At 75.1% G+C, this 26,260-nt stretch carries 22 protein-coding genes; 12 read left to right on the top strand and 10 right to left on the bottom strand.

All coding sequences use genetic code 11. From position 1 onward, the window contains the following. Positions 1-125 precede the first annotated feature (125 nt). On the bottom strand, positions 126-1,820 hold the full coding sequence (locus ACIP4P_RS37190; protein WP_400926434.1) for a DUF885 domain-containing protein: 1,695 nt from the start codon (positions 1,818-1,820) through the stop codon (positions 126-128). A 127-nt stretch (positions 1,821-1,947) separates the two neighbouring features. Further along, positions 1,948-2,367, bottom strand: a complete 420-nt coding sequence (locus ACIP4P_RS37195) for a DUF5997 family protein (protein WP_350518686.1) — start codon at positions 2,365-2,367, stop codon at positions 1,948-1,950. 57 nt (positions 2,368-2,424) lie between these two features. Here ACIP4P_RS37195 and ACIP4P_RS37200 point away from each other — a divergent pair, with 57 nt between their 5' ends. Both ACIP4P_RS37200 and ACIP4P_RS37205 read left to right on the top strand, forming a co-directional pair. Next, positions 2,425-3,261 (top strand): LysR family substrate-binding domain-containing protein, encoded by an 837-nt coding sequence (locus ACIP4P_RS37200; protein WP_400926438.1) that lies wholly within the window; start codon positions 2,425-2,427, stop codon positions 3,259-3,261. 60 nt (positions 3,262-3,321) lie between these two features. Continuing rightward, the gene (locus ACIP4P_RS37205; RefSeq protein ID WP_400926441.1) at positions 3,322-3,903 is read left to right on the top strand and encodes a DUF421 domain-containing protein; all 582 of its coding nucleotides are present in this window, start codon (positions 3,322-3,324) and stop codon (positions 3,901-3,903) included. A gap of 64 nt (positions 3,904-3,967) precedes the next feature. Here the strand turns inward: ACIP4P_RS37205 and ACIP4P_RS37210 are convergent, their stop codons facing one another. Both ACIP4P_RS37210 and ACIP4P_RS37215 read right to left on the bottom strand, forming a co-directional pair. Then, entirely contained in the window at positions 3,968-4,687 is a 720-nt protein-coding gene (locus ACIP4P_RS37210; protein WP_350518279.1) for a rhomboid-like protein, read from the bottom strand. Positions 4,688-4,834: 147 nt separating this feature from the next. Further along, complete coding sequence (locus ACIP4P_RS37215) at positions 4,835-6,184, bottom strand: cytochrome P450 (protein ID WP_400926445.1); 1,350 nt, start codon at positions 6,182-6,184, stop codon at positions 4,835-4,837. A gap of 281 nt (positions 6,185-6,465) precedes the next feature. Between ACIP4P_RS37215 and ACIP4P_RS37220 the strand changes: the two genes are divergently transcribed. Beyond that, positions 6,466-7,869 carry an amidase gene (locus tag ACIP4P_RS37220; RefSeq protein WP_400926448.1) on the top strand — a complete coding sequence of 468 codons (1,404 nt, stop codon included), beginning with the start codon at positions 6,466-6,468 and terminating at the stop codon, positions 7,867-7,869. Between the two features lie 59 nt (positions 7,870-7,928). Here the strand turns inward: ACIP4P_RS37220 and ACIP4P_RS37225 are convergent, their stop codons facing one another. Further along, a complete protein-coding gene (locus ACIP4P_RS37225) occupies positions 7,929-9,911 on the bottom strand; it encodes an FUSC family protein (protein ID WP_400926451.1) in 1,983 nt (660 codons plus the stop codon). A 434-nt stretch (positions 9,912-10,345) separates the two neighbouring features. On the opposite strand from ACIP4P_RS37225, the gene ACIP4P_RS37230 reads away from it, so the two are divergent. The 5 genes from ACIP4P_RS37230 (at position 10,346) to ACIP4P_RS37250 (ending at position 15,894) form a co-directional block, all read left to right on the top strand. Next, entirely contained in the window at positions 10,346-11,422 is a 1,077-nt protein-coding gene (locus tag ACIP4P_RS37230) for a phytanoyl-CoA dioxygenase family protein (protein ID WP_350518275.1), read from the top strand. Then, positions 11,404-12,717: a DUF6271 family protein gene (locus tag ACIP4P_RS37235; protein ID WP_400926455.1), complete on the top strand. Its 1,314-nt coding sequence runs from the start codon at positions 11,404-11,406 to the stop codon at positions 12,715-12,717. Before ACIP4P_RS37230 ends, ACIP4P_RS37235 begins: the two co-directional genes overlap by 19 nt. Before the next feature lie 140 nt (positions 12,718-12,857). Next, positions 12,858-14,078: a type III PLP-dependent enzyme gene (locus tag ACIP4P_RS37240; RefSeq protein ID WP_400926580.1), complete on the top strand. Its 1,221-nt coding sequence runs from the start codon at positions 12,858-12,860 to the stop codon at positions 14,076-14,078. Then, positions 14,075-14,635, top strand: a complete 561-nt coding sequence (locus ACIP4P_RS37245) for a GNAT family N-acetyltransferase (RefSeq protein ID WP_400926458.1) — start codon at positions 14,075-14,077, stop codon at positions 14,633-14,635. Before ACIP4P_RS37240 ends, ACIP4P_RS37245 begins: the two co-directional genes overlap by 4 nt. 5 nt (positions 14,636-14,640) lie before the next feature. After that, positions 14,641-15,894 (top strand): MFS transporter, encoded by a 1,254-nt coding sequence (locus ACIP4P_RS37250; protein WP_400926583.1) that lies wholly within the window; start codon positions 14,641-14,643, stop codon positions 15,892-15,894. Positions 15,895-15,901: 7 nt separating this feature from the next. Here the strand turns inward: ACIP4P_RS37250 and ACIP4P_RS37255 are convergent, their stop codons facing one another. Both ACIP4P_RS37255 and ACIP4P_RS37260 read right to left on the bottom strand, forming a co-directional pair. Next, positions 15,902-16,294 (bottom strand): MerR family transcriptional regulator, encoded by a 393-nt coding sequence (locus ACIP4P_RS37255; protein WP_400926461.1) that lies wholly within the window; start codon positions 16,292-16,294, stop codon positions 15,902-15,904. Between the two features lie 55 nt (positions 16,295-16,349). Then, a complete protein-coding gene (locus ACIP4P_RS37260; RefSeq protein WP_400926464.1) occupies positions 16,350-17,369 on the bottom strand; it encodes an MDR family NADP-dependent oxidoreductase in 1,020 nt (339 codons plus the stop codon). Between the two features lie 235 nt (positions 17,370-17,604). Between ACIP4P_RS37260 and ACIP4P_RS37265 the strand changes: the two genes are divergently transcribed. Continuing rightward, positions 17,605-18,363, top strand: coding sequence for a PIG-L deacetylase family protein (locus ACIP4P_RS37265; protein ID WP_400926467.1), 759 nt, complete (start codon positions 17,605-17,607; stop codon positions 18,361-18,363). On the opposite strand, the gene ACIP4P_RS37270 is transcribed toward ACIP4P_RS37265, so the two are convergent. The 3 genes from ACIP4P_RS37270 to ACIP4P_RS37280 all read right to left on the bottom strand — a co-directional run bounded on the left by ACIP4P_RS37270 (position 18,360) and on the right by ACIP4P_RS37280 (position 20,053). Then, positions 18,360-19,037 (bottom strand): DedA family protein, encoded by a 678-nt coding sequence (locus tag ACIP4P_RS37270; RefSeq protein ID WP_400926470.1) that lies wholly within the window; start codon positions 19,035-19,037, stop codon positions 18,360-18,362. The genes ACIP4P_RS37265 and ACIP4P_RS37270 overlap by 4 nt on opposite strands. 41 nt (positions 19,038-19,078) lie before the next feature. Next, a complete protein-coding gene (locus tag ACIP4P_RS37275; RefSeq protein WP_400926473.1) occupies positions 19,079-19,273 on the bottom strand; it encodes a DUF1918 domain-containing protein in 195 nt (64 codons plus the stop codon). 108 nt (positions 19,274-19,381) lie between these two features. Continuing rightward, complete coding sequence (locus ACIP4P_RS37280; RefSeq protein WP_400926476.1) at positions 19,382-20,053, bottom strand: TetR/AcrR family transcriptional regulator; 672 nt, start codon at positions 20,051-20,053, stop codon at positions 19,382-19,384. A 430-nt stretch (positions 20,054-20,483) separates the two neighbouring features. Here ACIP4P_RS37280 and ACIP4P_RS37285 point away from each other — a divergent pair, with 430 nt between their 5' ends. From ACIP4P_RS37285 to ACIP4P_RS37295, 3 genes are all read left to right on the top strand, one after another. Beyond that, complete coding sequence (locus ACIP4P_RS37285; RefSeq protein WP_400926479.1) at positions 20,484-21,284, top strand: phytanoyl-CoA dioxygenase family protein; 801 nt, start codon at positions 20,484-20,486, stop codon at positions 21,282-21,284. Between the two features lie 111 nt (positions 21,285-21,395). Next, complete coding sequence (locus ACIP4P_RS37290) at positions 21,396-21,971, top strand: DUF6309 family protein (RefSeq protein ID WP_400926482.1); 576 nt, start codon at positions 21,396-21,398, stop codon at positions 21,969-21,971. Next, entirely contained in the window at positions 21,968-26,230 is a 4,263-nt protein-coding gene (locus ACIP4P_RS37295) for an AMP-binding protein (RefSeq protein ID WP_400926485.1), read from the top strand. Before ACIP4P_RS37290 ends, ACIP4P_RS37295 begins: the two co-directional genes overlap by 4 nt. Positions 26,231-26,260: the final 30 nt, after the last annotated feature.

Genomic DNA, 26,260 nt, shown 5'->3' on the forward strand with positions numbered 1-26,260 from the left:
GCAACCCCTTTCACCCCCCCGGGGGCCGGGGGTTGTACGGGGGGCTTAACCCGGGCGGGGACCCCCCCCGGGGGGGGCGGGGGGGGGGGGGGGGGCCCCCCCCGGGCCACCCCCACCCGCACCACCTACTGCGCCGCGATCCAGTCGGTGACCACCTCGTCCAGCACCGCGAGCGGCAGGCTGCCGTGCCCGATCAGCTGGTGGTGGAACTCCCGGACGTCGAAGCGCCCGCCGAGCTCGGCCTGCGCCCGCTCCCGGTGCCGGACCAGTTCGCGGCGGCCGATCAGGTAGGCGGTGGCCTGGCCCGGCCAGGCGAGGTAGCGGTCGATCTCGTTGCGGACGTTGGCCTCCTGGGTCGCGGTGTTGTCCCGCATGTAGGCCATCGCCCGCTCCCGCGACCAGCCGTAGTGGTGCATGCCGGTGTCCACCACCAGGCGCACCGCCCGCAGCGCGTCCATCGAGAGCATGCCGAAGCGGGCGAGGTCCGAGCTGTACAGGCCCATCTCGTCCGCCAGCCGCTCGGTGTACAGGCCCCAGCCCTCGACGTGGGCGGTCAGCGCGGCGGTCGCCCGCTGCCGGAACAGCGGCAGGTGGTGCAGGGTCTGGGCGACCGCGATCTGGAAGTGGTGGCCGGGGATGCTCTCGTGGAAGGCGATCGCCTCGTACTCGTAGGTGAAGCGGGTCTCCGGGTGCAGGGTGTTGATCCAGTGGGTGCCGGGCAGGCCGCCCGGGCCCGGCGGCTGGTAGTAGGCCAGCGGCGCGGTCTCCGCCTCGATCGGATCGATCTCCCGGGTCACGCAGTCGGCGATCGGGTACCCGCGGAACCAGTCGGCCGAGGCCCGGCGGGCCCGCTCCAGGGCGTCGTCGACGAGCGTGATGATCTCGGCCGCGCTGCCGAAGCGCAGCGAGCGGTCCTCGCGCAGGGTGCTCAGCACGGTGTCCGGGTGGGCGATGCCGAGCACCTTGCCGCCGAGCTCGGAGAACTCCTCGCGCAGGGCGGCCACGGCCTCCAGCCCGATCCGGTGGACCTCCTCCGGGGACAGCCCGGGCCGGGTGAAGCGGCCCACCGCGTCGGCGTAGCCCTCGGTGCCGCCCGGCACGTGGCAGACCCCGGCGGCGCTGTCCGGCCGGGCCCGCTCCGCCAGCCGCTGGGCCAGTCCGGCCCGGTAGCGGGCCACCGCGGGGCGGACGCCGTCGCGCACGATGCTCCGGGCCCGCTCGAACTCGGGGCGGCCGCGCAGCGGCTTGAGGACCAGGTCCTCGGCCGGATTCCCGGCCAGGTAGGTGTCCAGCTGGGTGACGGCGGCGTCGACCCCGCTGCGCAGCGGGTGGCGGCCCTCGGCGGCGGCGTCCAGGCCGCGCTGCAGGACGCCGTCGAAGTAGCCGGGCAGTCCGGCCAGCCGTTCCAGGTAGGCGTCGACGCCCTCGTGGTCGACGGTGGTCATCGCGAGGGCGCTGAAGGCCGCGTTCTGCGGGGCGACGATGGTGGCCGAGATGCTGAACTCGGACAGTCCGTGGGTGATCTCGCCGTCGGTGTTGGCGATCAGCTGCTGGAGCACCCGGTGGGTGATCCGCTCCTCGCCGGTCAGCGCCTCCGCCGGGACGGCGGCCAGCCGGGTGCCGAGGCCCCGGATCTCCGCACGGTGGCGCAGGGCGGCCGCGCGGGACGGGTCGGGCACCTCGTGGGCGTAGCCCTCGACGCCGCCGAGGGTCGCGTCGAACGGATTGTGGGCGTTCTTCGCGGCGAAGAACTCATCGGCGAGGGCGGCGAGTTCGGCCTGGTGGGGGGTGCTCGGTCGGTCGCTCGGCTGGGCGCTCATCCGGCGATTATTCGGAGTCGGCGGCGGCGCGGTCAATACATGGCGGGCGGAAAGGAGTTCCGTCCGCTCGCCGGGAACACGCCGCCGCCGGAACGGAATTCAGGATTCCGTTCCGGCGGCGGGGGGCTCACTTGCCCTGGGACTCCTTGGCGGCCTGCTCGGCGGCCTCCTTCTCGTGCTTCGCCTTGATCCGGGCGGTCTCCTTGCGGACGTCCACCTGGTTGGCGCGCTCGTGCTGGAGCCAGAGCGGGTTCTCGGCCTTGATGGCCTCGATCTCGGCGGTGGTGAGCGCCTCGGTCACGCCGCCGCGGGCCAGGCCCGCGATCGAGGTGCCGAGCTTGGCGGCGACCACCGGGCGCGGGTGCGGGCCGTTCTGGCGCAGCTCCTGGAGCCACTGCGGCGGCTCGGCCTGCAGCGCGGTGAGCTCCTCGCGGGAGACCACGCCCTCCTGGAAGCTGGTCGGCGTCGCGGCGAGGTAGATCCCCAGCTTCTTGGCCGCCGTGGCCGGCTTCATGGTCTGGCTGGTCTTCTGCTTGAGCGATGTCATGTGACAAGGGTAAGGGAGTGCGCGGGCGCCTCCGGTCACGGTCGGTAGCCTTGCCCTGTGACAGACATGCAGGTGAACCCCTCCTTCCGGCTCGCGTACGTCCCGGGCGTGACCCCCGGCAAATGGGCCCGGGTCTGGGGCGAGCGGCTCCCGGACGTCCCGCTCGACCTGGTCGCGGTGCCCTCGACCGAGGGCGAGCGGACCCTCCGGGAGGGCGGGGCCGACGCCGGGCTGGTCCGGCTCCCGGTCGACAAGGACGTGCTCAGCGCCATCCCGCTGTACACCGAGACCACCGTGGTGGTCTTCCCCAAGGACCACTGGCTCGCCGCCGCCGAGGAGGTCGCCCTCGACGACCTCGCCGAGGAGGTGGTCTTCCACCCGCTGGACGACACCCTCGGCCTCACCGCCGAGACCCTGCCCGGCCGCCCGGCGATCGCCCGCCCGGACACCACGGAGGACGCGGTCGAGCTGGTGGCGGCCAACGTCGGCGTGCTGCTGGTGCCCCAGTCGCTGGCCCGGCTGCACCACCGGCGGGACCTCACCTACCGGCCGGTGGCGGAGGCGCCGCAGTCCCAGGTGGCGCTGGCCTGGCCGCAGGAGCGGACCACGGACCTGGTGGAGGAGATCATCGGGATCGTCCGGGGGCGCACCGTGAACAGCTCGCGCGGACGCGGCGCCGCCCAGCCGGCCCAGGCCCAGCCGAAGGGCGAGCCCAAGAAGGCCGCGGCCCAGCGCAAGCCCCAGCAGCAGGCGGGCGGGCAGCGGGCCGGCGGGTCGAAGGCCGGCGGACAGCGGAGCGGCGGCCAGAAGCCGGGCGCCCAGCGGTCCGGCGCACCCAAGGGCCGGGGCGGCCCGGCCGCGGCCAGGAAGGGCAAGCCGAAGCGGCGCGGCTAGCTGCGCCCGGAGAGTAGCGTCGGCCCCGTTCCGGACAGTCGTGGTGGGAGGAGCGGGGCCGTGTGGAATGACCTGATGGTCGTCCAGATTCCGATCGTGGAGAAGATCCTCCGGACGATCGCCGTCTACGTGCTGATCCTGGTGCTGTTCCGGCTCGCCGGGAAGCGCGGGCTGGCGGGGCTGAACACCTTCGACATGGTGGTGGTGTTCCTGCTCTCCAACGTGGTGCAGAACGCGATCATCGGCAACGACAACAGCCTGCTCGGCGGGACGATCGGCGCGGCCACCCTGATCGCGGTGAACGCGGGCATCACCCGCTGGCTGGCCCGTGACCCGCGGGCCGCCCGGATCCTGGAGGGCTCACCCACCACGGTGGTGCGCGACGGCAAGCTGGTGCCCGGTGCGCTGCGCGACCTGGCGCTGCGCCCGTCCGAGCTGGAGCACGCGATCCGGGTGCAGAACGGCGACAACGTCGGCGATGTCGCGCGGGCCCGGCTGGAGCCGGACGGGCAGCTGCTGGTCACCCTCCGGGCGGCCGAGCAGAGTGCCACCAAGGGGGACGTCGAGGAGCTGCGGGAGCGGCTGGCGTCGATCGAGCGGCTGCTGACCGACCTCGCCGCCGACCGCCGCCCGCCCCGCTGACGGGTCCGTCCGGGGCCGTCGGGCCGGCGGCCCCACGGCGCCGGCCCGGGCCCGGCGGAAGCGGTCACCCCCCGCTGCGCGCCGTGGCGAGGGCGGTGGCGCGCCGTCGGCCGCGGGCGGTGGCGGCGGCCAGGGCGAAGCCGAGCGCGGCGGCCAGCAGGTGGCCGACGGTGGTGAACTCCGGCAGCGGGCCGGGCCACTCGTGGTCGCCGGCCAGTGGCCAGGCGAACACGAAGGCGCCCCAGGGCAGCCGGGCCCAGCGGGGCAGCGCCAGGGTGGCGAAGGCCAGGGCGGCCTGGGCGCCGTAGCTGATGCCGTAGTCGGAGGCCGCCCGCACGTCCTCCGGGTACCAGCCCTGGTGCAGGGCGAAGAGGATCACCAGGGCGGTGACCAGGGTGGCGCCGACGTGCCCGGCCAGGAAGACCGCGGCGGCGCGCGGGGTGCCGAAGCGCCGTTCGGCCCAGGACAGCGCGACCACGATGCCCAGGCCGAGGGTGATCAGGGTGCCGCCGAAGCCGGTGGAGGCGATGTCGGTGAGCGTGCCGTCGTACAGCAGGGCGCTGCCGACCAGGGCGCGGACCGGGTGGTCGTGCAGGTTGTCCAGGTTGGTGCTGAGGTAGCCGCGCAGGTCGTCGGCCCGGGCTTCGGACAGTCCGTACTCGACCCAGGCGTGTCCGAGCAGCAGCAGCCCGACGTAGCAGAGCGTCAGCGGCGAGCGCCGCGGGTACGTGCGGACGGCGTGCAGCAGCCCGGTGAGGAGCCCCAACGGGCTTCGAGCGTTCATGTTCTGATGGTGTCCCGGTCGAGCGGCTGGTCGGGCCGGCCCGGATGCGGTCGGCCACCCTGGGGACAGTACCGAATGCCGATGAACTCCGGCTCGGCGCGTCCCTCGGGCGGGCCCACTCGACGGCGCCCCGGGCCGGCCCGCCGTTCAGCGGATCCGTCGGCCGAGCCTCGCGGTGAAGGGGCGGGGGGACAGCGAGGCGCTGCGGTGCGGGCGGATCGGCCGGTCGCGGGTGGGGGTGACGGTCCAGCGGGCGGCGATGGTGGCCAGCGCCAGGGCGGCCTCGGTGGTGCCGAAGGCGTCGCCGATGCAGCGGCGGGCGCCGAGGCCGAAGGGGGTGTAGTTGCCGGGGGCGGGGCGGGCGGTGGTGAGCCAGCGGTCGGGGTCGAAGCGGTCGGGGCAGGGGAAGAGGTCGGCGCGGTGGTGCAGCAGGTAGGGGCTGTACAGCAGGGTGGCGCCGGCCGGGAGCGGGTGGCCGCCGAGTTCGGTGGCGGTCGCGACGGTGCGGCTGAGGATCCAGGCGGGCGGGTAGAGCCGCAGGGTCTCGCTGACGATCCGGGCGGTGAGCGGCAGGGCGGGGAGGTCCTGGTGGCGGGCGGGGCGGCCGTCCAGGACGGTGTCGAGCTCGGCGTGCAGGCGGTCGCGGACGGCCGGGTTGGCGGCGAGCAGCGTCCAGGCCCAGGAGAGGGTGGCGGCGGTGGTCTCCATCCCGGCCAGCAGGAAGGTGACCACCTGGTCGTGGATCTCCTCGTCGGTCAGGCCCTGCCCGTCCTCGTCGCGGGCGCCGAGCAGCACGGAGAGCAGGTCGTGGTGGTCGGTGCCGGCGGCCCGGTAGTCGGCGGTCAGCCGGCGGGTGATCTCCCGGAGGTCCTGCCGGGCGCGGGCGAAGCGGCGGTTGCCGGGGGTGGGGATCCGGTCGGCGCCGGGCAGCGGCAGCATCATCCGCCGGGCGACGCCGTGGGCGACCTCGTCCATGCAGGCGTGGACGGGCAGCGAGCCGGCCCGTTCGTGGGCGGCGAACAGGCAGCGGGCGGTGACGGCGGTGGAGAGGCGGTACATCGCGGCGGGCACGTCGACGGTGTCGCCGTCGCGCCAGCCGGCGGTGGTGCCGGCGATCTCCTCGGCCATCAGGGCGGCGTAGCCGGGCAGCCGGTCGCGGTGGAACGCGGGCTGGAGCATCCGGCGCTGGCGGCGGTGGGCGGCGGCGGGGCAGGTGGCGAGGCCGTTGCCGAAGGCCTCGCGGGCCTTCTCGACCACGATCCCGCCCTTGTCGTAGGTGCGGTCCTCGGTGAGCAGTCGGCGCACCAGGTCGGGGTGGCAGGCGACGTACGCGTCGACCGGGCCGAGCCGCAGCCGGACCAGGTCGCCGTGGGCGGCGAGGCCGGCCACGAAGGCGAGCGGGTTGCGGATCAGGGCGGGGGCGTGGCCGAGCAGGGGGAGCGCGCGCGGGGCCGTGACCGAGGTGTAGCGGACGGTCGGGCGGGACTGGGTGGGCACGGGCGTCACCTCGGGAGAGCCGGTTCGTCGGGCTTTCGGGATCTTTCCCGGTGCCCGGCGGTGAAACGGTCCACGAACGGTCCGCGCCCGGCGGGTGGGGTGAACGCGGGGGCGCAGGCCGAACGCCCGTGCGCCGTAGCGGGCTTGACGGCCCGCCGGGGGTCGCGGGGTGCAGGGGTATCCGGGGGCGGTGCCGCGCGCCTACACTGCGAGCTCCGTACGATTACCGGCTGGTACTACTGGCCGGTACCGCCCGTTGGTACTACCGATTGGGAGTGGGGATGGCCGACGAGCGCGCCCACGCGTTCACCGACGACGCCCTCGGCACGCACGACGCGGTGGCGCTGGCCGCCCTGGTCCGGGCCGGCGAGGTGAACCCCCGGGAGCTGGTCGCGGCCGCCGTCGCCCGCGCCGGGCGGATCGACGCCGCACTGCTGCCCGTCGCCCACCCCGGCTACGACCGGCCCCGGATCAGCCGCGAAGGCATCGGCGGCCCGCTCTGGGGCGTGCCGACCTTCCTCAAGGACAACGTCGACCTGCGCGGCCTGCCCACCGCCAACGGCAGCGAGGCCTACCGGGCCCGCCCGGCCCGCCGCAACGCGCCGTTCACCGATCAGTTCCTGTCCACCGGCCTGGCCGTGCTCGGCAAGTCCCGGCTGCCCGAGTTCGGCCTCAACGCCTCCACCGAGTTCGCCACCGCCCAGCCGGTGCGCAACCCCTGGAAGACCTCCCACTCGCCCGGCGCCTCCTCGGGCGGCTCGGCGGCCCTGGTCGCCGCCGGGGTGGTGCCGATCGCCCACGCCAACGACGGCGGCGGCTCGATCCGGATCCCGGCGGCCTGCTGCGGCCTGGTCGGCCTCAAGCCCACCCGGGGCCGGCTGGTCACCAACGCCCAGGGCGGCAAGCTGCCGATCGACCTGGTCACCGACGGGGTGGTGACCCGCTCGGTGCGCGACACCGCCGCCTTCTACGCCGCCGCCGAGCGCCACCACCGCAACCCGGCCCTGCCCCCGATCGGCCTGGTCGAGGGCCCCGGCGGGCGTCGGCTGCGGATCGGGCTGGTGGTGGACTCGCCGACCGCCAAGACCGACGAGGCGACCCGCCGGGCCGTCGAGGAGACCGCCGCCCGGCTGGAGGCGATGGGCCACCGGGTGGTGCCGACCACCCTGCCGTTCGGCGAGGAGTTCTCCCGCGACTTCCTCTCCTACTGGGGCTACATCGCCTGGGTGATCGCGCTCACCGGCAAGGTCCTGCTCGACCCGAGCTTCCGGGCGGCGAAGCTGGACGGCCTGACCACCGGGCTGCGCCGCAGCTTCCGGGCCGAGTTCCCGCGCACCCCGGGCGTGCTGCGCCGGCTGCGCCGGGCCGAGGCGGTGTACGCGGGCATCTTCCGCGAGCACGACGCGATCCTCTCCCCGGTGCTCGCCCACACCGCCCCGCCGATCGGGCACCTCAGCCCGAACGTCGCCTTCGACGAGCTGATCGACCGGCTGCTGCGCTACGTCGCCTTCACCCCGGTCAACAACGTCACCGGCGGCCCGGGCATCGCGCTGCCCGCCGGGGCGGCGCCGAGCGGGCTGCCGATCGGGGTGCACCTGTCGGCCGCCCACGGGCAGGAACGGCTGCTGCTGGAGCTGGCCTTCGAGCTGGAGGCCGACCGGCCCTGGCGGCGCATCCAGGACTGAGCGCGGCCGACACCCGCCGCGCCCGGTCGGCACCCGCCACGCCCCGTGTGCCCGGCCGGTCAGTGGTAGGCCACCGACCGCGCCGCCCGCACCTCGTGGTGCAGCCGGGCGAGCGCGCAGTCCGGCGCCAGGGTGTCCGGGCCGCCGCCCGGGGTCGAAGGCGTGCCGGTGCGCAGCGCCTCGGCCAGGTCGGTCAGCTCCCGGGTGACCAGGGCGACCTCGGCCGGGCTCGGCACCGGTGCGCCGTGCTCGACCCGCACCCGGGTCGCGGTGGTGGTGTCCACGATCCGCTCCACCGCGATCACCAGCGGCCACCAGGCCTCCGCCCGGGCGCCCACCGGCGGCGGCTCGGTGAGCGCCCGCTGGAACTCGCTGCGCACGGTGGAGAGGTCCCGGTAGAGCCGCCGCCGGTAGCGGGCCCGGGCGGGCTCGTCCCGTCCCGGCGCGGTGGTGAAGGCCAGCGTCACGTACGAGGCGGTGGCCTGGACGGCGTCGGCGAGCCGGTCGCCGATCCGGGTGTGCCAGGACTCCGGCCAGAGCAGGTAGCCGGCCAGCAGCGCGATGCCGCAGCCGATCAGCGAGTCGTACAGCCGGGGTGCGACCAGGTGGAAGCCCTGGTGGTTGAGCAGGTCGGAGAGCATCAGGATGACCGGGGTGATCGCGGCGGTCTGGAAGGCGTACCCCTTGGCGGACAGCACCGGGATCAGCGTGGCGAGCGCCGCCATCACCGGTACGTCCCACCAGCCGTGCGGCACCTCGGCCAGCACCGGGATCGCGATCAGCAGCCCGGCGGCCGTCCCGAACGCGCGCAGCACCGCGCGGGAGAACACCGAGCCGAAGTCCGGCTTCAGCACGAAGGTGACGGTCAGCGACACCCAGTACGAGCGCGGGACGGCGATCACCGACACCAGCACCTGGGCCAGCCCGATGCACAGCGCCAGGCGCAGCCCGTACCGCCAGGAGGCGCCGGACAGCAGCAGCGCCCGGGTCGCCCGGCGGGCCCGGACCCGGAGGCCGGCGGGCCGGCCGAGCCGGTCGGCGGCGCCGTACGGGTCCGGTACGGCCTCCCGGACGACGAGGTCGGCGTGCTCGATCGCCTCGGCCAGCGCGCGGGTGGACGGGCCGCGCGGCTCGGGCAGTTCGGGCAGTTCGGGCGGCGCCGGGGCGGGGGCCGGGCCGGGGCGGCCGCGTTCGACGGCCCGGGCGAGCTCGCGCACGGCGGCCGGGTAGGCGGCGGGCAGCGGGCCGAACTCCGGTGGGCGCAGGTGGACCGCGGCGGTGCCCTCGACCACCGGGATCAGCGCGTTGAGCTGGGCGAGCAGCCGGACCAGGGTGGCGGAGCGGCCGTGCCGGCGGGCCCGGCGGGCCAGCAGCAGGTCGTAGGACTGGTTGAGCGACTGGGTGAGCGCCCGGCGCCGGTCCTCGTAGTCGGGCGTGCCGGTGGCCTCCAGCAGTCCGGCGACCGCCCGGTAGCTGTCGGCGACCACGGCGCGTTCGGGCGTGCCGCGGCGCAGCGGCCAGGCGAGCAGGGTGAGGGCGAGCACCAGCAGGCCGCCGAGCAGCAGCAGGCCGGGCGGCAGCCACCACGGGGAGGGCATCGGCAGGCCGGCCCCGACCACGGCGTCGAGCAGCAGGAGCAGGCCGGAGACGGAGGCGACCGCGCCGATCGAGGAGATCATGCCGGAGACCAGCGCGACCACGGTCAGCACCGCGACCGCCGTCCAGCCGGAGCCGTGCACCAGCGTGCCGAGCAGCAGCCCGAGGGCGCCGAACAGCTGGGGCACGGCGATGTTGTACACCCGCATCCGGTAGGCGTCGGCGGTGTCGCCGATCACCCCGGACAGCGCGCCCATCGACACCAGTGCGCCGTACCCGGGCCGGCCGGTGGCGGTGCCGACGGCGAGCGGGGCGGCGAGGGCGACCGCGGCGCGGGCCGCCGCGGCCCAGGGGACGGGGGCGGCGCGGGGCCGCAGGCCCTCGGTCAGCCAGCCGGGTGGGGCCAGCCGGGTGCGGGCCGGTCGGACGCGTCGGGTGGGTGCCACAGACCCAACGTACGGCCGGGCGGTCCGGTTCACCCTCCGTCGTTATGTCAATTGTCGAAACATTCCCGGGGCCTTATGTCAGTCTCCGAAACATAAAGCGAACCCTGAGAGGGCGCCGTGAACTGCGCGGATTCCCAATCGGTAACCCGCGGGAAAGGGTTGACACCATTAGTTGGTCTAGTCCAACGTATGGGGAAGCGCGGTTCGGCAGGGCCTGATGCGGGGTGAGTGACCTTGCCGGACGGGTGAGTTGGCCCCCTGACGTGGCGCTGGACGCTGCTCGGGGGCCCGGGTGAGAAGGAGCGCATGCGGACCGGTGTCCGGTCCGCGCACCCATTTCCGCTGTCGGCCGACGACCGGCCACCGGCTCGCCGTGCCCGCACCGGGCGCCCGAGGAACCGCTGCATCGACCACGAACCACGGAGTGACCGCCCATGCCGAGCCCTGCCGAACCCGCCGAGGAATATCTGTACCGGGCCGCCTCGTCACGCCCCTACTTCAGCGCCGACACCGAGAGTTACCTCGCCCGCACCGCGCTGCGCGAACTGCGCAAGAAGCACCCGCTGCGGGTGCTCTCCGAAGCGGACTTCGCCCACTGGCAGACCTTCGGCTACGTCGTGGTGCGGCAGGCCGTCCCGGCCGCGGCCGCGCAGCGACTGCTCGACTTCGCCTGGGAGTTCCAGGGCCTGTCGCCCGACCGCCCGGAGGAGTGGTACCGCGAGCGCGACCACCGCGACGAACTCGACCAGCACCTGCACATCTACGGCTTCGTCGAGGCCTACCACCACCAGCTCATCTGGGACAGCCGCCAGGCACAGCGGGTCTACGACGCCTTCGTGGACGTCTGGGACTGCGAGGAGCTCTGGGTCACCCTCGACCGGCTCAACCTCAACCCGCCGAACGTGCGCAACCGCGACCGCGCCCTGATCGAGCCCACCGACAAGGGCTTCGACATCGAACTGCACTGGGACGTCGACACCACCCAGGGCATGCTCCCGCAGCGCGTCCAGGGCATCATCGCGCTCAACGACACCGCCCCCGACCACGGCGGCTTCCAGTGCGACCCGGAGCTGTTCCGCCGCTACAACGAGTGGCAGGCCGCCCAGCCCGCCGACCGCGACCCGATCCGCCCGGCCGTCGACCGCGCGGAGTACCCGGTGGTGCGGCCCGAGTTGAAGGCCGGCGACCTGCTGATCTGGAACGGCCTGCTGGCCCACGGGGTCGCCCCCAACACCTCCGCGGGCGGCGTGCGCTCGGTCCAGTACCTGTCCATGATGCCCGCCCTGGAGGAGGCCGAGCCGCTGCGCCGCTCCCGGGTCGAGTCCTGGCGCACCCTCAGCACGCCGGACTGGAACCGCACCCTGGTCGGGGACGCCGACCGGCCCGAGGCGCTGCGCTACGGACCGGCCGAACTGACCGAACTGGGGGAGAAGTTGCTCGGCCTGAAGTCCTGGACCGGCCGCGACTTCGAGCAGCCCGCGGAGGAGCGGTCATGCGCGCCGTCTGCCTGACCCTGCCCACCAACCGCGAGTGCGCGGACACCATCCCGGCGATCGGCGCCGAAGCCGCCCACGCCGCGCGGGAGTTCGGCGTCCGGGTGCACCTGCTGGTGCTGGACTCCGCCGACCCGGCCACCCGCGCCCGGCACGCCGCCGCCCTCGCCGCGCTGCCGGCCGCCGAGGGCGTGGTCGTCCACCACCTCGACGAGGAGGCCCAACGCGCCTTCCTGCGCGGGGCGATCGAGCGCTCCGGCCTCCCCGGGCCGGACCGGCTGCTCGACCTGATGCTGCCCGACGCCGTCTCCTACGGCGCCTGCACCAACCGGGCCTTCCTGCTGGCCGCCGCGCTCGGCTGCACCTCGGTGCACCGCCGCGACTCCGACAGCCGCTACCAGTGGCTCGACGGCGCACCGGTGTTCCCGATCGACCACGAGCTCGCCACCATCGGACTCAAGGCCGCCGACGCGGCCGCCGCCGTCACCGAGCACACCCTCGACCCGGCGCACGCCGACAAGCCGGTCGCCCTGGTCGGCGCCTCCTTCATCGGCGAACTCTCCGTCGACATCGGCGAGATCCAGGCCCTCGACCCCGCCGTCTACCACGACGTGGTCGCGCTCTGGGCGCCCACCGGGGCCACCGAACAGGAACGACGGGACCTGGTCGCCGACTCCTTCACCGGCGGCGGCACCGAACCCTTCACCGCCGACCGCGTCGTGCTCGACCGGCCGGACATCTGGCGGATCGACATGTGCAACATCGCCCTCGACCACGAGGTGTACGAGCGCGTCCCGCTGCCGCCCGCCACCGACACCATCGGCAGCGACTACTTCCTGCACCACCTGGTGCACGACGCCACCCTGCCCGGCGTCACCCACAACCGGCACATCGTCAACTACTACACCCCGGACCGGCGCAGCGACGCCGGCTTCACCGCCTACCAGGAGCGCTACGCCAAGTTCCTGCTCTCCATGCTCTACCTCCACCCCGTCTACGCCGACCTGGAGCGGGCCGGCGAGGCCCTGCTCGACGAGCAGCACCACGTCCGCCCCGGGGCGATCGCCGACTCCGCCCGCCGCAGCGCCGCGACGGACCGCGCGGAGAACCACCGGCGGCTCGCCGAACTCGACCGCTGCTACCGGCGACTGGGCGGCAGGTACGCCGCGTTCGCCGACCACCTGGCGTCCCGACGGGCGCGCCTGCTCGACGAGGCGCAGGCGGACATCGAGGACTTCGCCCTGCTGATCGACGCGTGGGGCCCGCTGGTGCGGGCGAGCAAGGCCACCCCCGCCGACCGGCTCCCGAGCTAGGGCCTGTCCGGCCCCCAGCCGCACGCACCGGGAGTTCATCCGTGACACCCCAGAGCACGACCCACCAGACCACCGAACCGCGCCACTGCGCCGAGGCGCGCGGAAGAACCAACCACCGCGCGCCGACCGCGGCCGAGACCGTGCACGCCGACCGCGCGCCCGGCCCCGACCCGCACGACCACGGCGCCCTGCGCGCCGCACTCGCCGCCGCCACCGAGGACACCATCGTCTACGACCTCGACGGCATCGGCCGCCAGTACGCCGCCCTGGGCACCGAACTGCCCGGCGTCGCCGTCCGGTTCGCGATGAAGGCCTGCCCGGTCGACGAGGTGCTCGACCACCTCGCCCGGCTCGGCTCCGGCTTCGACGCGGCCGGCCCGCAGGAGATCGCCCAGGCGCTGCGCACCGGCGTGCCGCCCGAGCTGATCCACTACGGCAACACCATCAAGTCCGACCGGCACATCGCCGAGGCCTACCGGCTGGGCGTGCGCGACTTCGCCACCGACAGCCTGGAGGACGTCGCGGCGATCGCCGAACACGCCCCCGGAGCGCGGGTGTTCTGCCGGATCGCGACCACCGGCGACGGCGCCCTGTGGGGCCTGAGCCACAAGTTCGGCTGCTCGCCCGAGGACGCCGTGCGGGTGCTCGACGCCGCCCGCACCGCCGGGCTGACCCCCTCCGGGCTGTCCGTGCACGTCGGCTCCCAGCAGATGACCGCCGAGGCCTGGGGCGCGGCGATCGAGACCCTGGCCGCCGTGCTGGAGGCGCTCAACTGGCGTGGCATCGTGCCGGACCGGATCAACCTCGGCGGCGGACTGCCCGCCCTCGGCGTGCTGGACCGGCGCGGCCGGCCGCTGGAGCCGCCGCTGGACAAGATGTTCGCGGTGATCCGCGAGGGCATGGAGCGGTTGCGCGCCGTCAACGCCGCCCCGCTGGACTTCCTCGTGGAACCCGGCCGCCACCTGGTCGCCGACCACGGCGCGATCCGCGCCCACGTCGCCCGGCTCACCTCCCGCCACCGCCTCGACGGGACCCGGGAGGACTGGCTCTACCTGAGCTGCGGCAAGTTCAACGGCCTGTACGAGATGGACCAGTTGCAGTACCGGCTGGAGTTCCCCAGCCACCCCGGCGGGCAGTTCGTCAACGCCGTGGTGGCCGGCCCGACCTGCGACAGCGACGACGCCTTCGCCCAGGACGGCGGCGCGGTGCGGGTGCCGCGCGCGATCGCCTCCGGCGACCCGGTGTGGATCCACTCCTGCGGCGCGTACGCCACCGCCTACGCCACCCAGGGGTTCAACGGCTTCGCACCGCTGCCGTACACCGTCGTCGGCGGCCCGGCCCCGGACGGAGGGGACGCATGACCGACATCCGGATCCGGCTGCTCCGCGAGGAGGACTGGCCGCAGGTGATCGCCGCCGAGGAGCGCGCCTACGCCGCCAGCGGCCTGTCCGAGGGCGGGGCGGCGCTGCGTTCCCGGCACCGCGCCTCGCCGTCGACCTGCTTCGTGCTGGAGGACGCCGACGGCTTCGCCGGCTACCTGCTCGCCCTGCCGTACCCGCTGTTCCGCTGCCCGGACCTGAGCGCCTCCGAGGAGGGCGCGGTCGGCGGCCGCGAGCAGGGCAACCTGCACGCCCACGACCTGGTGATCGCCGAGCGGGCGCGCGGGCGGGGCCTGGCGCCCCGGCTGATGCGGCACCTGGAGGAGGCCGGCCGGGCGGCCGGGCACCGGAGCCTCTCGCTGGTCGCCGTGCGCGGCTCGCAGGTGGTGTGGTCCCGACTCGGGTACCGCGCCCGGCCCGAGATCGGGCTGCCCGCGAGTTACGGCGCCGAGGCGGTCTACATGGCCAAGTCGCTGGACCGCGCCCCGAACCCCGCGGAACCGACCCCCGGGTCCGCACCCAGAGTCGAAGTGGGCTGATGCACATGTCCCCCTCCCGCGACCCGTTCCGACGGTCCCAACTGGCCATCGGCGCACTGTTCTTCGCCCTCGGGTTCCAGTACGCGACCTGGGTCTCCCGGGTGCCCGCGCTCAAGGCCCGGCTGGACCTCGGCGAGGCCCAGATCGGCCTGCTGCTGATGACCTGTGGGATCGGTGCGGCGGTGTCCTTCCCGCTGGTCGCGGTGTTGATGCGGCGGTTCGGCTCCCGCCTGCTCTCGGTGCTCTCCGCGCTCGCCCTGGGCGTGGTCCTGCTCGCGCTGTCGGTGGTGCCGAACTACCCGCTCACCCTGCTGGTGCTGTTCTGCGACGGCGTCGCGGTCGGCTGTCTGAACGTGGCGATGAACGCCCAGGGCGCGGCGCTGGAGGCCCGGTTCGAGCGCACCACGATGTCCAGGCTGCACGCCACCTTCAGCGCCGGTTCGCTGCTGGCCGCCCTGCTGGCCTCCGGCGTCAACGCCTTCACCGGCACCCTCGCCGTGCACTTCGGGCTGGCCGCGGTGCTGCTCGCGGTGCTGGTGCTGGCCGCCCGGCCGGGCCTGTTGGCGGACGGCCCGGCGGAGACCGCTCCCGAGGAGACCGCCCCGGAGCAGACCGTCCCCGGGGAGGGCGCCGTCGGGGAGGGCGCCGCAGGCGAGGGGAAGAAGCCGCGCCGCCGTTTCGCGCTGCCCGTCGCGGCCACCCTCTGGATGGGCCTGGCGATGGTCTTCGGCACCGTCACCGAGGGTGCCATGAACGACTGGTCGGCGCTCTACCTCAAGGACGTGGTGCACGCGGGCGCCGGACTCGCCCCGCTGGGCATCGCCGTGGTCTCGGTGATGATGGTGTGCGCCCGGATCTTCGCCGACGGCTGGCGCACCCGCTTCGGCGACGGCCGGATCGTCCGCACCGGCAGCCTGCTGGGCGGTCTGGGCCTGGCCCTCGCCCTGCTGGTCGGCGGTGTGGTGCCGACCCTGCTCGGTTTCGCCTGCGTCGGCCTGGGCGTCGCCGCCGTCACCCCGTGCGTCTACGTCGCGGCCGCCCGGCAGGGCTCCGACGCGCTCTCCCTGGTCGCCGCCATGGGCACCACCGGCCTGCTGGCCGGCCCCGCCGTGATCGGCTTCATCGCCGGCGGCACCAGCCTGGTCTGGGGCATGGCGGCCGTGGCCGCCTCGGCCGCGGTGGTCTCGCTCTGCGCGACCCGGATCAGCTGGCCGCAGCCGCAGGCCGCCGCGCCCCGGCTGGTGCCGGAAGCCGGCTGACCGGCCCTCAGTCCTCGCCCGGCTCGTCCGCTCCCCCCGTGGCGGCGAGCCGGGCGAGCTTGTTCCGCAGGCCGGTGAGCCGGGCGATCTCGGCGTCCAGGGCGGCCAGCCGGGCGAAGACCACCGGGGCGAAGGTCTCCGGGCCGGGGTTCGTACCGCAGCGCCGTGGCGGGTCCTCGTCCAGCAGGTCGAACCGGTGCGCCCGGCTGGCCAGATCGTCCACCGTCAGCCCGGCGGCCAGCAGTTGGCGGATCAGCCGGACCTTGGCGACCTCGCCCGGGCCGTACTCGCGCTGGCCGGAGGCGGTGCGGGCCGGCGGGGGCAGCAGGCCGCGCTGCTCGTAGAAGCGCAGGGCCCTGGGCGTGGTGCCCGCCGCGGCCGCCGCGTCGCCGATCCGCATCCCGTCTCCTCGTGCTCGGAACCCGCGGCCCGGGGCCCAACGGCACGCCCCGTGCTCAGAGTTCGACGATGGTCGCGCCGAAGGTGTCTCCGGTGTACAGCCTGGCCAACGCTTCCGGGGCCCGATCGATGCCCGCGACCGGGGTCCAGGGGAAGGAGAGTTCCCCGGAGCGCAGCCAGCCGCCGAGCCGCTCGCGCCACTCGGCGTCCAGGTCCGGGTGGTCGACGCCGGTGAAGCCGCGCAGGGTCAGGCCGAGGGTGCAGACCCGGAAGCCGTCGATCACGGCGGGCCCGCTGCCGCCGGGCCGCGCCGGGTCGAGCTGCCCGGACAGCGCCCCGACCACGGCGATCCGGGCGCCGCGCCGGGCGGCGTCCACGGCGGCGGTCAGCTGCTCACCGCCGACCAGGTCCACCACCACGTCCAGGCCCTCCGGCGCGGCCTCGGCCAGCTGCTCGGCGAGCGGGCGGGCACCGGGCACCAGGACGGCGTCGTAACCGAGTTCGTCGGTCAGCCGCTTGGCCTTGCCGGGCGAGCGGGTGGTGCCGATCACCCGGGCGGCGCCGAGCAGCCGGGCGAGCTGTCCGGTCAGGGTGCCGACCGCGCCCGCCGCACCGGTCACCAGCACCACGTCCCCGGGGCGCACCGCGGCGGTGCGGGTCAGTGCCCCGTAGCCGGCCGAGCCGACCGAGAGCAGTGCCGGCGGGTCCGGGAAGTCCGCCGGGACGGGCGTGAACCGGTCGGCCCCGGCGACCAGTCCGTCCCGCCAGCCGGACAGGTGGGTGACCAGGTCGCCGGGCCGCAGCGGTCCGTCGTCCGGAGCGGCCAGCACCTCGCCGAGGGCCGGGCCGAACAGCGCGTCGCCGGGGCCGATCCGGGGGAGCGGCAGTCCGGCGCCCTCGCCGCCGATCAGGGTGCGCAGGCCGGGGAAGACCAGGAAGGCCCGGTTGCGGACCAGCACTTCGCCGGGCCCGGGCGCGGGCAGCGGCTCCTCGGCGACGGTGAAGTGCTCGGGTCCGGGCAGTCCCGTCGGCCGGGCGGCCAGCCGGACGACGCGGGCGGTGGTGGGCAGGGCCATGGCGGCGCTCCTCGTACGGGGGATGGGAGGTGCGGCGGGCGGGACCGCCGCGGGGTGCCCGGACGGTAACCCCTGACGCATGGGTCAGGGGCAAGTGCGCTAGTGGCGGCGGTGTCTGACGGTGGGTGGGGAGCGCGATCTCCTAGAGTCACCAGCGGTACGACGGTAGGACTGCCCCACTCTGTCCCTGCCCCTGCCCCTGCCCCTCGCTGAACCGCGAACGAAGGACGACAGCATGACCGAGCAGGCCCCCGAGACCTTCGAGCCCTTCGAGCACGTCGACGAGGACTGGCGGACCGCGGTGGCGATCGTGGCCCACCCCGACGACATGGAGTACGGCGGCGCCGCGGCCGTCGCCCGCTGGACCGCCCAGGGCAAGACGGTGGTGTACGTGATGGTCACCAGCGGCGAGGCCGGCATCGACGCGGTCAGCCCCGAGCGGTGCCGTCCGCTGCGCGAGGCCGAGCAGATCGCCTCGGCCCGCGTCGTCGGGGTGGAGACCGTCGAGTTCCTCGGCCACCCGGACGGTGTGGTCGAGTACGGGCTGCCGCTGCGCCGCGACATCGCCCGGGTGGTCCGCCGGCACCGCCCGGACATCGTGATCACCGGCAACTTCCGGGACACCTACGGCGGGGTGCTGCTCAACCAGGCCGACCACATCGCGGTCGGCCGGGCCACCCTGGACGGCGTGCGCGACGCCGGGAACCGCTGGGTGTTCCGCGAGCTGCTGGACGAGGGCCACCAGCCCTGGAACGGGGTCCGGCAGATCTGGGCGGCCGCCTCGCCGCAGGCCCGGCACGCCGTGGACACCACCGACACCTTCGACCTCGGCGTCGCCTCGCTGACCGAGCACAAGGCGTACCTGGCCGGGCTCGGCGGGCCGGGCGGGGCGATGGCGGAACCCCGGGAGTTCCTGGAGGGCGCCGGCCGCGGTGCCGGCACCCGGCTGGGGACGCGCTTCGCGGTGTCGTTCGAGGTGTTCCCGCTGCGCTAGGGCCTGTCCTGGGCGGCCGGGGAGCCGGTATCGGAGCCGTCCGCGCGACGGCGGCGCCGGTAGCGCAGCACCTGCCGCAGCAGCAGGGCCGCGACCAGCACCCCGAGTCCGACCGCGAACCACAGCTGGTAGCGCAGCGCCGTCCGGTACACCGTCCCGATGTTGGCCCCGGCGACGTACCCGAAGGTGCCCCAGACGGCCGTCCACAGCACGGCGCCGACCAGGTTGAAGACGGCGAACCGGCGCCAGGGCATCTCGGTGGTCCCGGCGATGATGCCGTTGTACTGGCGCAGCCCGTCGACGAAGCGGGCGACGGCGACCACCTTGCCGCCCTGCCGGGCGAAGAAGGCGTCCGCACGTTCCATCCGGGCCGGGGTGAGCAGCACGTAGCGGCCCCAGCGGTGGACGAAGGCGCGCCCTCCGGTGTGGCCGATCAGGTAGCCGAGGCTGTTGCCGAGCGTGGCGGCGGCGACCGCGATCACCAGCACGGCGGCGAAGTCCAGGTGCCCGCTGCCCGCGTACACCGAGGCGAGGATCAGGATGGTCTGCCCCGGCACCGGGATGCCGCAGTTGTCCAGCAGCACGAGCAGCGCCACCGCCAGGTACCCGTAGTGGTCCAGCAGTGGCGCGAGCCCGGCGAGCGCCCCGGGCAGCGGGGTCGTGGCGGCGGACACCGCTCCTCACCGCCCCGACCCCGGGGCGGCGGGGGAGTCGGTCAGCGTTCCGCCAGTCGGGGCTCGACGTTGCAGTCGGGGCCGGGGTAGACCAGGCCCTCGTGGCCGTCCTCGAAGCGGACCACGTACGGCGGTTGGCCGTCGGTGCCGCGCACCTCGACGATCTCGCCCTTCTGGTCCACCATGCCCACCGACCTGCTGTGGATGTGGAGCCGGTCACCTACCGCTGCGTGCATGGTCTGCTCCTCGGGTCGTGCGGACGTTCCGCTATCCACTCTGCTTCGGGTGCGGCGGCTGCGCAACGCCTCGGCGGGACGGGCCGCGCGGGGCCGGTGGGAAGCGGGTCAGCCGGTGGGCGGTTGTTGCGCGAGGTAGCCGCGCACCAGCCGTTTACACTCGGTGATCAGCGCCGGATCGCCCTGCGGGTCCCCCCGGAAGGCCAGTTTGAGCACCGCGTCGGCCGCCTCCAGGGCGACCCGCAGGGCCAGCGTGGTGGCCGCCGGGTCGCCGGCCGCGAACAGCTCGCCGCCGAGCGCCTGCAGCCGCAGGGCCACGGCGGTGTTGTTGTCCACGCCCGAGTCCAGCAGGTGGGTCTCGTCGCGCACCCCCGAGGGCACCGCCGCGTCGGCCAGCCCGAAGTCCACCTGGCCGAAACCGGGCACCGCGCGCTTCATCGCGACGAACTCCTCCACCGCGAGGTCGGTGAACCCGGCCGGACCGATCGGTGCGGACCGGGCCATCCGGGCGTCCAGGCGCTGGAGGTACCGGTCGAGGTTGCGGGTGGCGAGCGCGGCCAGCAGGTCCTCCTTGCCCGCGAAGAACTGGTACAGGGTGCCGATCGGCACCTCGGCGCGCTGGGCGACCTCCTTGGTGGTGAGCGCCGTCGCCCCGACCTCGTCCAGCAGGCCCGCGCAGGCGTCCAGGATGCGGCCGTAGCGCTCCTGGCTGCGCTGCTGGACCGGCCGCCGCCGAGCCGGTCCGGGGCTGTGCTGGAGACTCCGCGCGTCGACGCTCATGCGGCAACTCTGCCGCATCCGCTGTTCCGACGGCGAATCATCGGGGCGGGGGAGCGCCGGAGTTTCCGCTGGGACGGGAATCGAGTGGTGGCCGGAGCTGAACGGCACGGTGGCGGGAAGGTGTCCATGGGTTGGCTTGGTCTTGTCGTGGACGCGATGGCCGGTTCATACTCCTGGGGCGGATCACTTTGCGTGATCATTGCGTTCCTCTTCGTGGTGCCCGCGAGCGCCGGGGCACCCGCGACTTCCGCGGTCCGTGGCGACGACGGGCGACATCGCCGCCACCCGAGGCCCGGACCGACCCATGAGCCTCCCGAGCCGAAGCACGTCCCGCCGCACGTCCCGCCGCACGTTTCGAAGCACGTTTCGCCGTACGTCCCGAAGCACGTCCCGCCGCGCGTCCCGTCGAACGGAAGGAGGGGCCGGATCGGTGACCCCGTACCCCACCGGGCTTGAGGCCCGCACCGCCCAGCACCGCCGCCGTCAGTTCCTGGAGACCGGGTACCTGGTCCTGCCCGGGCTGCTCCCCGAAGCACTGCGCGAACGCCTCGTCCCCGAGGTGGACCGATGGGTGGACGAGGGCCTGCGGGCCCGTTCGATCGCCGCCTGCACCGACCCCGACCGGCACGGGCCGCCCCCGGTGCTGGAACTGGAGCTCCCCGCCCACGGCGAACTGCTCGCCCACCCGCCACTGCTGCGGGCGCTCACCGGGCTGATCGGCCCGTCCTTCGTCTTCCACCACCTGCACAGCGACCGCCAGGCCCCGGGCATCCCCGGCAAGCCCTGGCACCACGACTGCGAGCCCAACGACGGCGCCGACCCCTCGCTGCTGATGGTCCACGCGCTGCACTACCTCGGTGGACTGGACGAACGGGTCGGCAGCCTGGCCGTGCTGCCCGGCTCGCACCTGCGCGCCGTCGACAAGGACGCCTACGCCCACCACGGCACCGGGCCCCTGCCCGGCGAGGCGGTCATCGACCGGCTGCCGCCCGGCAGCACCGTGGTGCTCAACTCGGCGCTGTTCCACACCCGCAGACCGGCACCGGACGGGCCGGGCCGGCCGCGCTACTTCATCGACGCCTCCTACTGCCAGGTCGGCGCGCGCTGGCGCCCGGTGAAGCCGCACTGGCGGCAGATGCTCGCCCGGGCCCGCGAACTGGACCTGGCCGACGGGCAGTGGCCCGACCTGTTCGCCGAGCAGCACTTCACCGAGTACACCGGAACCGTCTGAGCCGGTCCGGGGCCGCCCCGGTTGCCCCGGCGGCCCCGCTCGTCCGAGTCGTCCCAGCTGTCCGAGCCGTCCGAGCCGTCCGAGCCGTCCGAACCGCCTGAGGAGCACTGCGTGGAGATCGTCACCGCCGTCGCCTACTCCGAGGTCCACGAGGCCTACCTGCGGGACCACCCGGTGGAACGGGCGCACGAGGCCAACACCAACCTGTACGGCGAGGAGAACCTGGAACGCGCCGACACGATCCCCGGCGGCTGGTGGCGGATCCGGCTCACCCGGGCCGACGTCCTCGGCGTCGTGCTGCCCTGGCACAAGAGCGAGGGCGGCGAGCGGGAACTCGTCCCGCCCACCGGGCTGACCGTCGCCCGGGCGGCCGAACGGGTCCGCTCGGGCGGCGCCGACTGGACGGCGGCCAACCCGGTCTGCACGGCGAAGCTGCGGATGCTGCGCGCGGCGCCGTTCACCCCGCTCTTCGTCAGCACCGCGCCGGTCGACCACCCCGACTACGCGGAACTGGTGCTCCCGCCGGGGCTGATCCACCTCGACGGCCTGCACCGCATGGTGGCCTGGGAGTTGGCCGGGCGCCTGGGCGGCGGCATCGTCCTGGACGGCTTCCTGGCCGGCGATCCGGCGGCCCTCGCCCGGCCGGGCGGAACGGGGACGGCACGGACGGGGGAGGAGCGGGCGTGACCGCCACCACCCGGCCCGTCCGGTCCACACCCGCCACCGGTTCGCTCAGCGCGTTGCTGTCCCGGCTCGCGCGCACCCACCCCGACCGGCCGGCCGTCAGCGACGGCCGCCGCACCCTCGACCACCGAACCCTGGACGACGCCGCCGGGCGGATCGCCGCCCGGCTGGCCGCCGACGGCACCGGGCGCGGCGACCGGGTCGCCCTGCTCGGGCCCCGGGACGCCCGGATGGTGGTGCTGCTGCACGGAGTGCTGCGCTCCGGCGCGGCCGCCGTGCTGACCGACCCCGACTGGACCGCCGGCGACCTGGCCCGACGGCTGGCCGCCGTCCGGGTGGGGCGGGTGCTCGCCACCGAGCCCGGGGCGGGCGGGGGCGGTGCGCCCGGGGCGGAACTCGTGGACGTCCTCGCTCCGGGGGACCACGGGGACCACGGGGACCGCGGGGAGGTCGGGCCGGTGGGGTTGGTGGGGCCGGTCGGGGCGGATCCGGCGTACCTGTCCTTCACCTCCGGCTCCAGCGGCGAACCCAAGGCCGTCACCGTCACCCACGCCAACGCCGTGCACTACGCCCACGCGCTGGCCGCCCGGCTCGGACTCACCGAGGCCGACGCCCCCAGACTCGCCCATGTCACCACGCTCGCCGCCGACCTCGGCCACACCGCCTGGCTGCTCGCCCTGGCCACCGGCGGCTCGGTGCACCTGGTGCCCGACCACGAGGTGCGCGACCCCGCCGCCTTCTGGGCCACCCTGCGCCGCGCCGGGGTCGACACCCTGAAGACCACCCCCTCGCACCTGACCGCCCTGCTGGAGGGCCGCCCGGCCGACACCCCGCCGCTGCGCACCCTGCTGCTCGGCGGCGAGGCCCTGCCGCGCCCGCTCGCCGCCGCCCTGCTCGACGACGGCGTCACCGAGCGGCTGGTCAACCACTACGGTCCGACCGAGACCACCGTCGGAGCGACCTGCTTCCTGGCCACCGACGCCCGCCGACTCCCGGACGGGGAACCGACCGTGCCGATCGGCAGCGGCATCGGCGAGGTGCTGCTCACCGTGCTGGACGCCGCCGGGCGGCCCGCGGCGGACGGCGTCGCCGGCGAGCTGCTGATCGGCGGGCGGGGCGTCAGCGCCGGGTACTTCGGACGGCCGGAGGAGACCGCCCGCAGCTTCGTCCGGCGGGACGGGCGGCTGATGTACCGCACCGGCGACCTGTGCCGTCGGCGGGCCGATGGGAGTCTGGTCTTCCTCGGTCGGGTGGACCGCCAGGTGAAGGTCCGCGGCTACCGGGTCGACCTCGCCGAGGTCGAGCGGGCGATGGACGGCCACCCGGGTGTCGCGGGTTCGGCGGCGCTGCTCCGCGAGACCGCCGTCGGCGGGCAACTCCTGGGCGCGGTCCGCCTGTTGGCGGGGCACGACGTCGACGGCCTGGCCGCCCACCTGCGCGACCGGCTGCCCGGCTACTCCGTGCCGCAGCCGATCCTGGTGCTGCCGGAGTTCCCGGTCGGGCCGAACGGGAAGCTGGACCGGGTCCGGCTGGGGGAGCTGGTGTCCCGCCTGGTCGAGGCCCGCGCTGGATCGGACGGATCCGACGGGACGACCGGGGACGGCCCGGTCGGGGGCGGTTCCGGCGGGGAGGGTCCGGTCGGGGACGGCCTGGTCGGGGAGATCACCCGGTTCTGGGCCGGCGCGCTCGGTCTGCCCGTCGTCGGCGCGCGGACGGACGTGATCGCCATCGGCGGGGACTCCATCCTCGCCATGCGCACCATCGCCCTGCTGCGGCGCTCCGGACTGCGGGTCGACTACGAGGACTTCTACCGGCACCCGACGGCGGCCGGCCTGGCCGCTGCGGCCGTCCCCGCGCCCGTCCGGGCCGCCGGCCGGACCGCCGTACCGGCGCCGCGCGGCGACCGGTCCGGCCGTCGACTCGCGCCCGCCCAGCGCTGGTTGTACCAGCAGCGGGCGGTCGACGACCTCCGGCACTGGAACCAGTCCGTCCTGCTGCGCTGCCGCCGTGCCGTCGACCCGGCCGCACTCTCGGCGGCGGTCGCCGCCGTGCTGGAACGCCACCCGGCGCTGCGTCGGCCCCTCTCGCCGACCGGGTACGGCGACCCGCGGGCGGTCGCCGACCTCGACCCGGTCTCCCACTCCCGCCTCCCGCGCGCGTCGGGCGAGATCGCCGACACCGTCGCCGGGGTCTGCACCGAACTCCACCGCAGCCTCGACCCCGCCGCCGGGCGGCTGCTGCGCGCCCACCTGTTCACCGGCCCGCCCGGCACCGACCAGCGACTCGCCCTGATCGCCCACCACCTGGTGGTCGACGGGCTGTCCTGGCGGATCCTGCTGGACGACCTCGCCCAGGTCTACCGGGCCGCGCTCGACCACAAGCCGACCGACCTGCCGCCCACGCCCGACTTCTACCAGTGGGCCGCCGCCATCCCGTCGGCCCCTGCGCCGTCCGCTGTGCCGTCCCCGGCCCCGGCGCTGATCGCCCAGGAACCCGTGCCATCCGGCCGACCCGCCACGCTCAGCTGGACCTTGGACGAGCCGGCCACCGCCCGACTGGTCGCGCGGTACGGCGGCGGCGCCGGACTGGAGGCCGTCCTGCTCGACGCCTTCGCCGGGGCCGTGGCCCGCTGGCGCGGCGAGGCCGAACTCGTGGTGGAGGTCGAGACCCACGGCCGGGACACGGTCGTCGAACCCGGCGAGCCCGGCGAGCCCGGCGAATTCCTGGACACCGTCGGCTGGTTCACCGCCGCCAAGCAGGTCCGGCTGCGGCCCTCGACCGGAGCCGGCCCGGCCGGGACGGCACGCCGGTTGCGCGAGACGCCCGTCCGACCGATGGACGAGCCAGGGCCGCGGCCGGCCGTCGGCTTCAACTTCCTGGGCACCTTCCGGCTGCCCGCGGAACCCGCGCTGGACTGGACCGTCGCCGACGAGCAGGCCGGGGTGGCGCGCTGCGCCGGCGGCGATCCGATCTACCAACTCCGGCTCACCGCACGGGTGGTGGAGCAACGCCTGGTCGCCGACCTGGTGTACGGCTGGCCCGCGGTGGCGCACCCGGCCGCCCGGCGGATCCTCGGCGGCTTCGCCACGGCGATCGGCGGGCCCACCGCCGAGCAGCCGGTCCGCGCACCGCTGTCCACCTCCGGGCAGCTGCTGCACGCCCGGGTGCCGCCCACCGCGCGGGCGGCCGTCCGCGAACCCGCCCGGGTGCTGCTCACCGGCGCCACCGGCTACCTCGGGCGGCACCTGCTGGACGCCTTCCGGCGGCGCGGCGCGGTGGTCACCTGTCTGGTGCGGGCCGCGGACGACGCCGACGCCGTCCGGCGGCTGGCCGGGGAGCGGGCCCGGGTGGTCGCCGGGGACCTCGACCGGGACGGCCTCGGGCTGTCCCCGACCGGACTGGAACGGGCCCGGGAGGCCCGGATCCTGGTGCACGCGGCGGCCGACGTCCGGCTGGTCGCCTCGCCCGACGAACTGGAGCGCGCCAACCACACGGCGGTGCGACGGCTGCTCGGCTGGGTCGACGAGCACACCCCGGAGGCCCGCTTCCACCACGTCTCCACGCTGGCCGTCTCCGGTGGCGTGGACGGGCCGCCGCGCCGGTTCAGCGAGGCCGACCTGTGGATCGGCCAGCACTTCCGCACCCCGTACGAGCGCTCCAAGTACCGTGCCGAGCAGGCCGTCCGGGCCTGGGCCGCCGGCGGGCACGCCGCCTACCTGTACCGCAGCGGCCACATCGCCGCGCACAGCCGCACCGGCGCGTTCCAGGCCAACATCGGCGACAACCGGATCTACCAGCTGGTCCGCGGCTACCTGGTGGCGGGCGCCGCCCCCAGCCGGCCCGCCACCGCCTTCGCGTTCTCGCACGTGGACACCGTGGCCGCCGGGATCGCCGCGATCGCCCTGGACCGTCACACCGCGCCGGGCGCCTACCACGTCGAGACCCCGTACTCGACGCCGCACGACGAACTCGTGGGCTGGCTCGGCGCGTTGGGTCATGCCGTCCGGCTCGTCGACGAGGCGGCCTTCGCGGCCGCGCTCGCCCGCGCCGAGCGGCGGCACCCGACGGCCGCCCGGCTGGCCGCCGCCTGGGCCCAGCAGGAGGAGCGCAACATCCGGGTGGACAGCGGGTACACCACTTCCGTACTGGAGCGGCTGGGCGTCCGCTTCACCGCGCCGACCCCGCAGTGGTGGTCGGCCGCGCTCGGCTGGGCCGCCCAGGCGGGCTACCTGCCGCCCCGAACGCCGGACCCGCGCCGCTGACTTGCGCCGCTGACTTGCTCCGCCGACTTG

The sequence above is a fragment of the Kitasatospora sp. NPDC089509 genome (genome assembly GCF_044749365.1).
Classification (GTDB): Bacteria; Actinomycetota; Actinomycetes; order Streptomycetales; family Streptomycetaceae; genus Kitasatospora.

Bases quoted from the DNA above. Each gene is read 5' to 3' on its own strand.
- ACIP4P_RS37190 (WP_400926434.1), bottom strand. From the start codon at position 1,820: ATGAGCGCCCAGCCGAGCGACCGACCGAGCACCCCCCACCAGGCCGAA.
- ACIP4P_RS37195 (WP_350518686.1), bottom strand. From the start codon at position 2,367: ATGACATCGCTCAAGCAGAAGACCAGCCAGACCATGAAGCCGGCCACG.
- ACIP4P_RS37210 (WP_350518279.1), bottom strand. From the start codon at position 4,687: ATGAACGCTCGAAGCCCGTTGGGGCTCCTCACCGGGCTGCTGCACGCC.
- ACIP4P_RS37220 (WP_400926448.1), top strand. From the start codon at position 6,466: ATGGCCGACGAGCGCGCCCACGCGTTCACCGACGACGCCCTCGGCACG.
- ACIP4P_RS37230 (WP_350518275.1), top strand. From the start codon at position 10,346: ATGCCGAGCCCTGCCGAACCCGCCGAGGAATATCTGTACCGGGCCGCC.
- ACIP4P_RS37235 (WP_400926455.1), top strand. From the start codon at position 11,404: ATGCGCGCCGTCTGCCTGACCCTGCCCACCAACCGCGAGTGCGCGGAC.
- ACIP4P_RS37245 (WP_400926458.1), top strand. From the start codon at position 14,075: ATGACCGACATCCGGATCCGGCTGCTCCGCGAGGAGGACTGGCCGCAG.
- ACIP4P_RS37250 (WP_400926583.1), top strand. From the start codon at position 14,641: ATGTCCCCCTCCCGCGACCCGTTCCGACGGTCCCAACTGGCCATCGGC.
- ACIP4P_RS37255 (WP_400926461.1), bottom strand. From the start codon at position 16,294: ATGCGGATCGGCGACGCGGCGGCCGCGGCGGGCACCACGCCCAGGGCC.
- ACIP4P_RS37260 (WP_400926464.1), bottom strand. From the start codon at position 17,369: ATGGCCCTGCCCACCACCGCCCGCGTCGTCCGGCTGGCCGCCCGGCCG.
- ACIP4P_RS37265 (WP_400926467.1), top strand. From the start codon at position 17,605: ATGACCGAGCAGGCCCCCGAGACCTTCGAGCCCTTCGAGCACGTCGAC.
- ACIP4P_RS37275 (WP_400926473.1), bottom strand. From the start codon at position 19,273: ATGCACGCAGCGGTAGGTGACCGGCTCCACATCCACAGCAGGTCGGTG.
- ACIP4P_RS37280 (WP_400926476.1), bottom strand. From the start codon at position 20,053: ATGAGCGTCGACGCGCGGAGTCTCCAGCACAGCCCCGGACCGGCTCGG.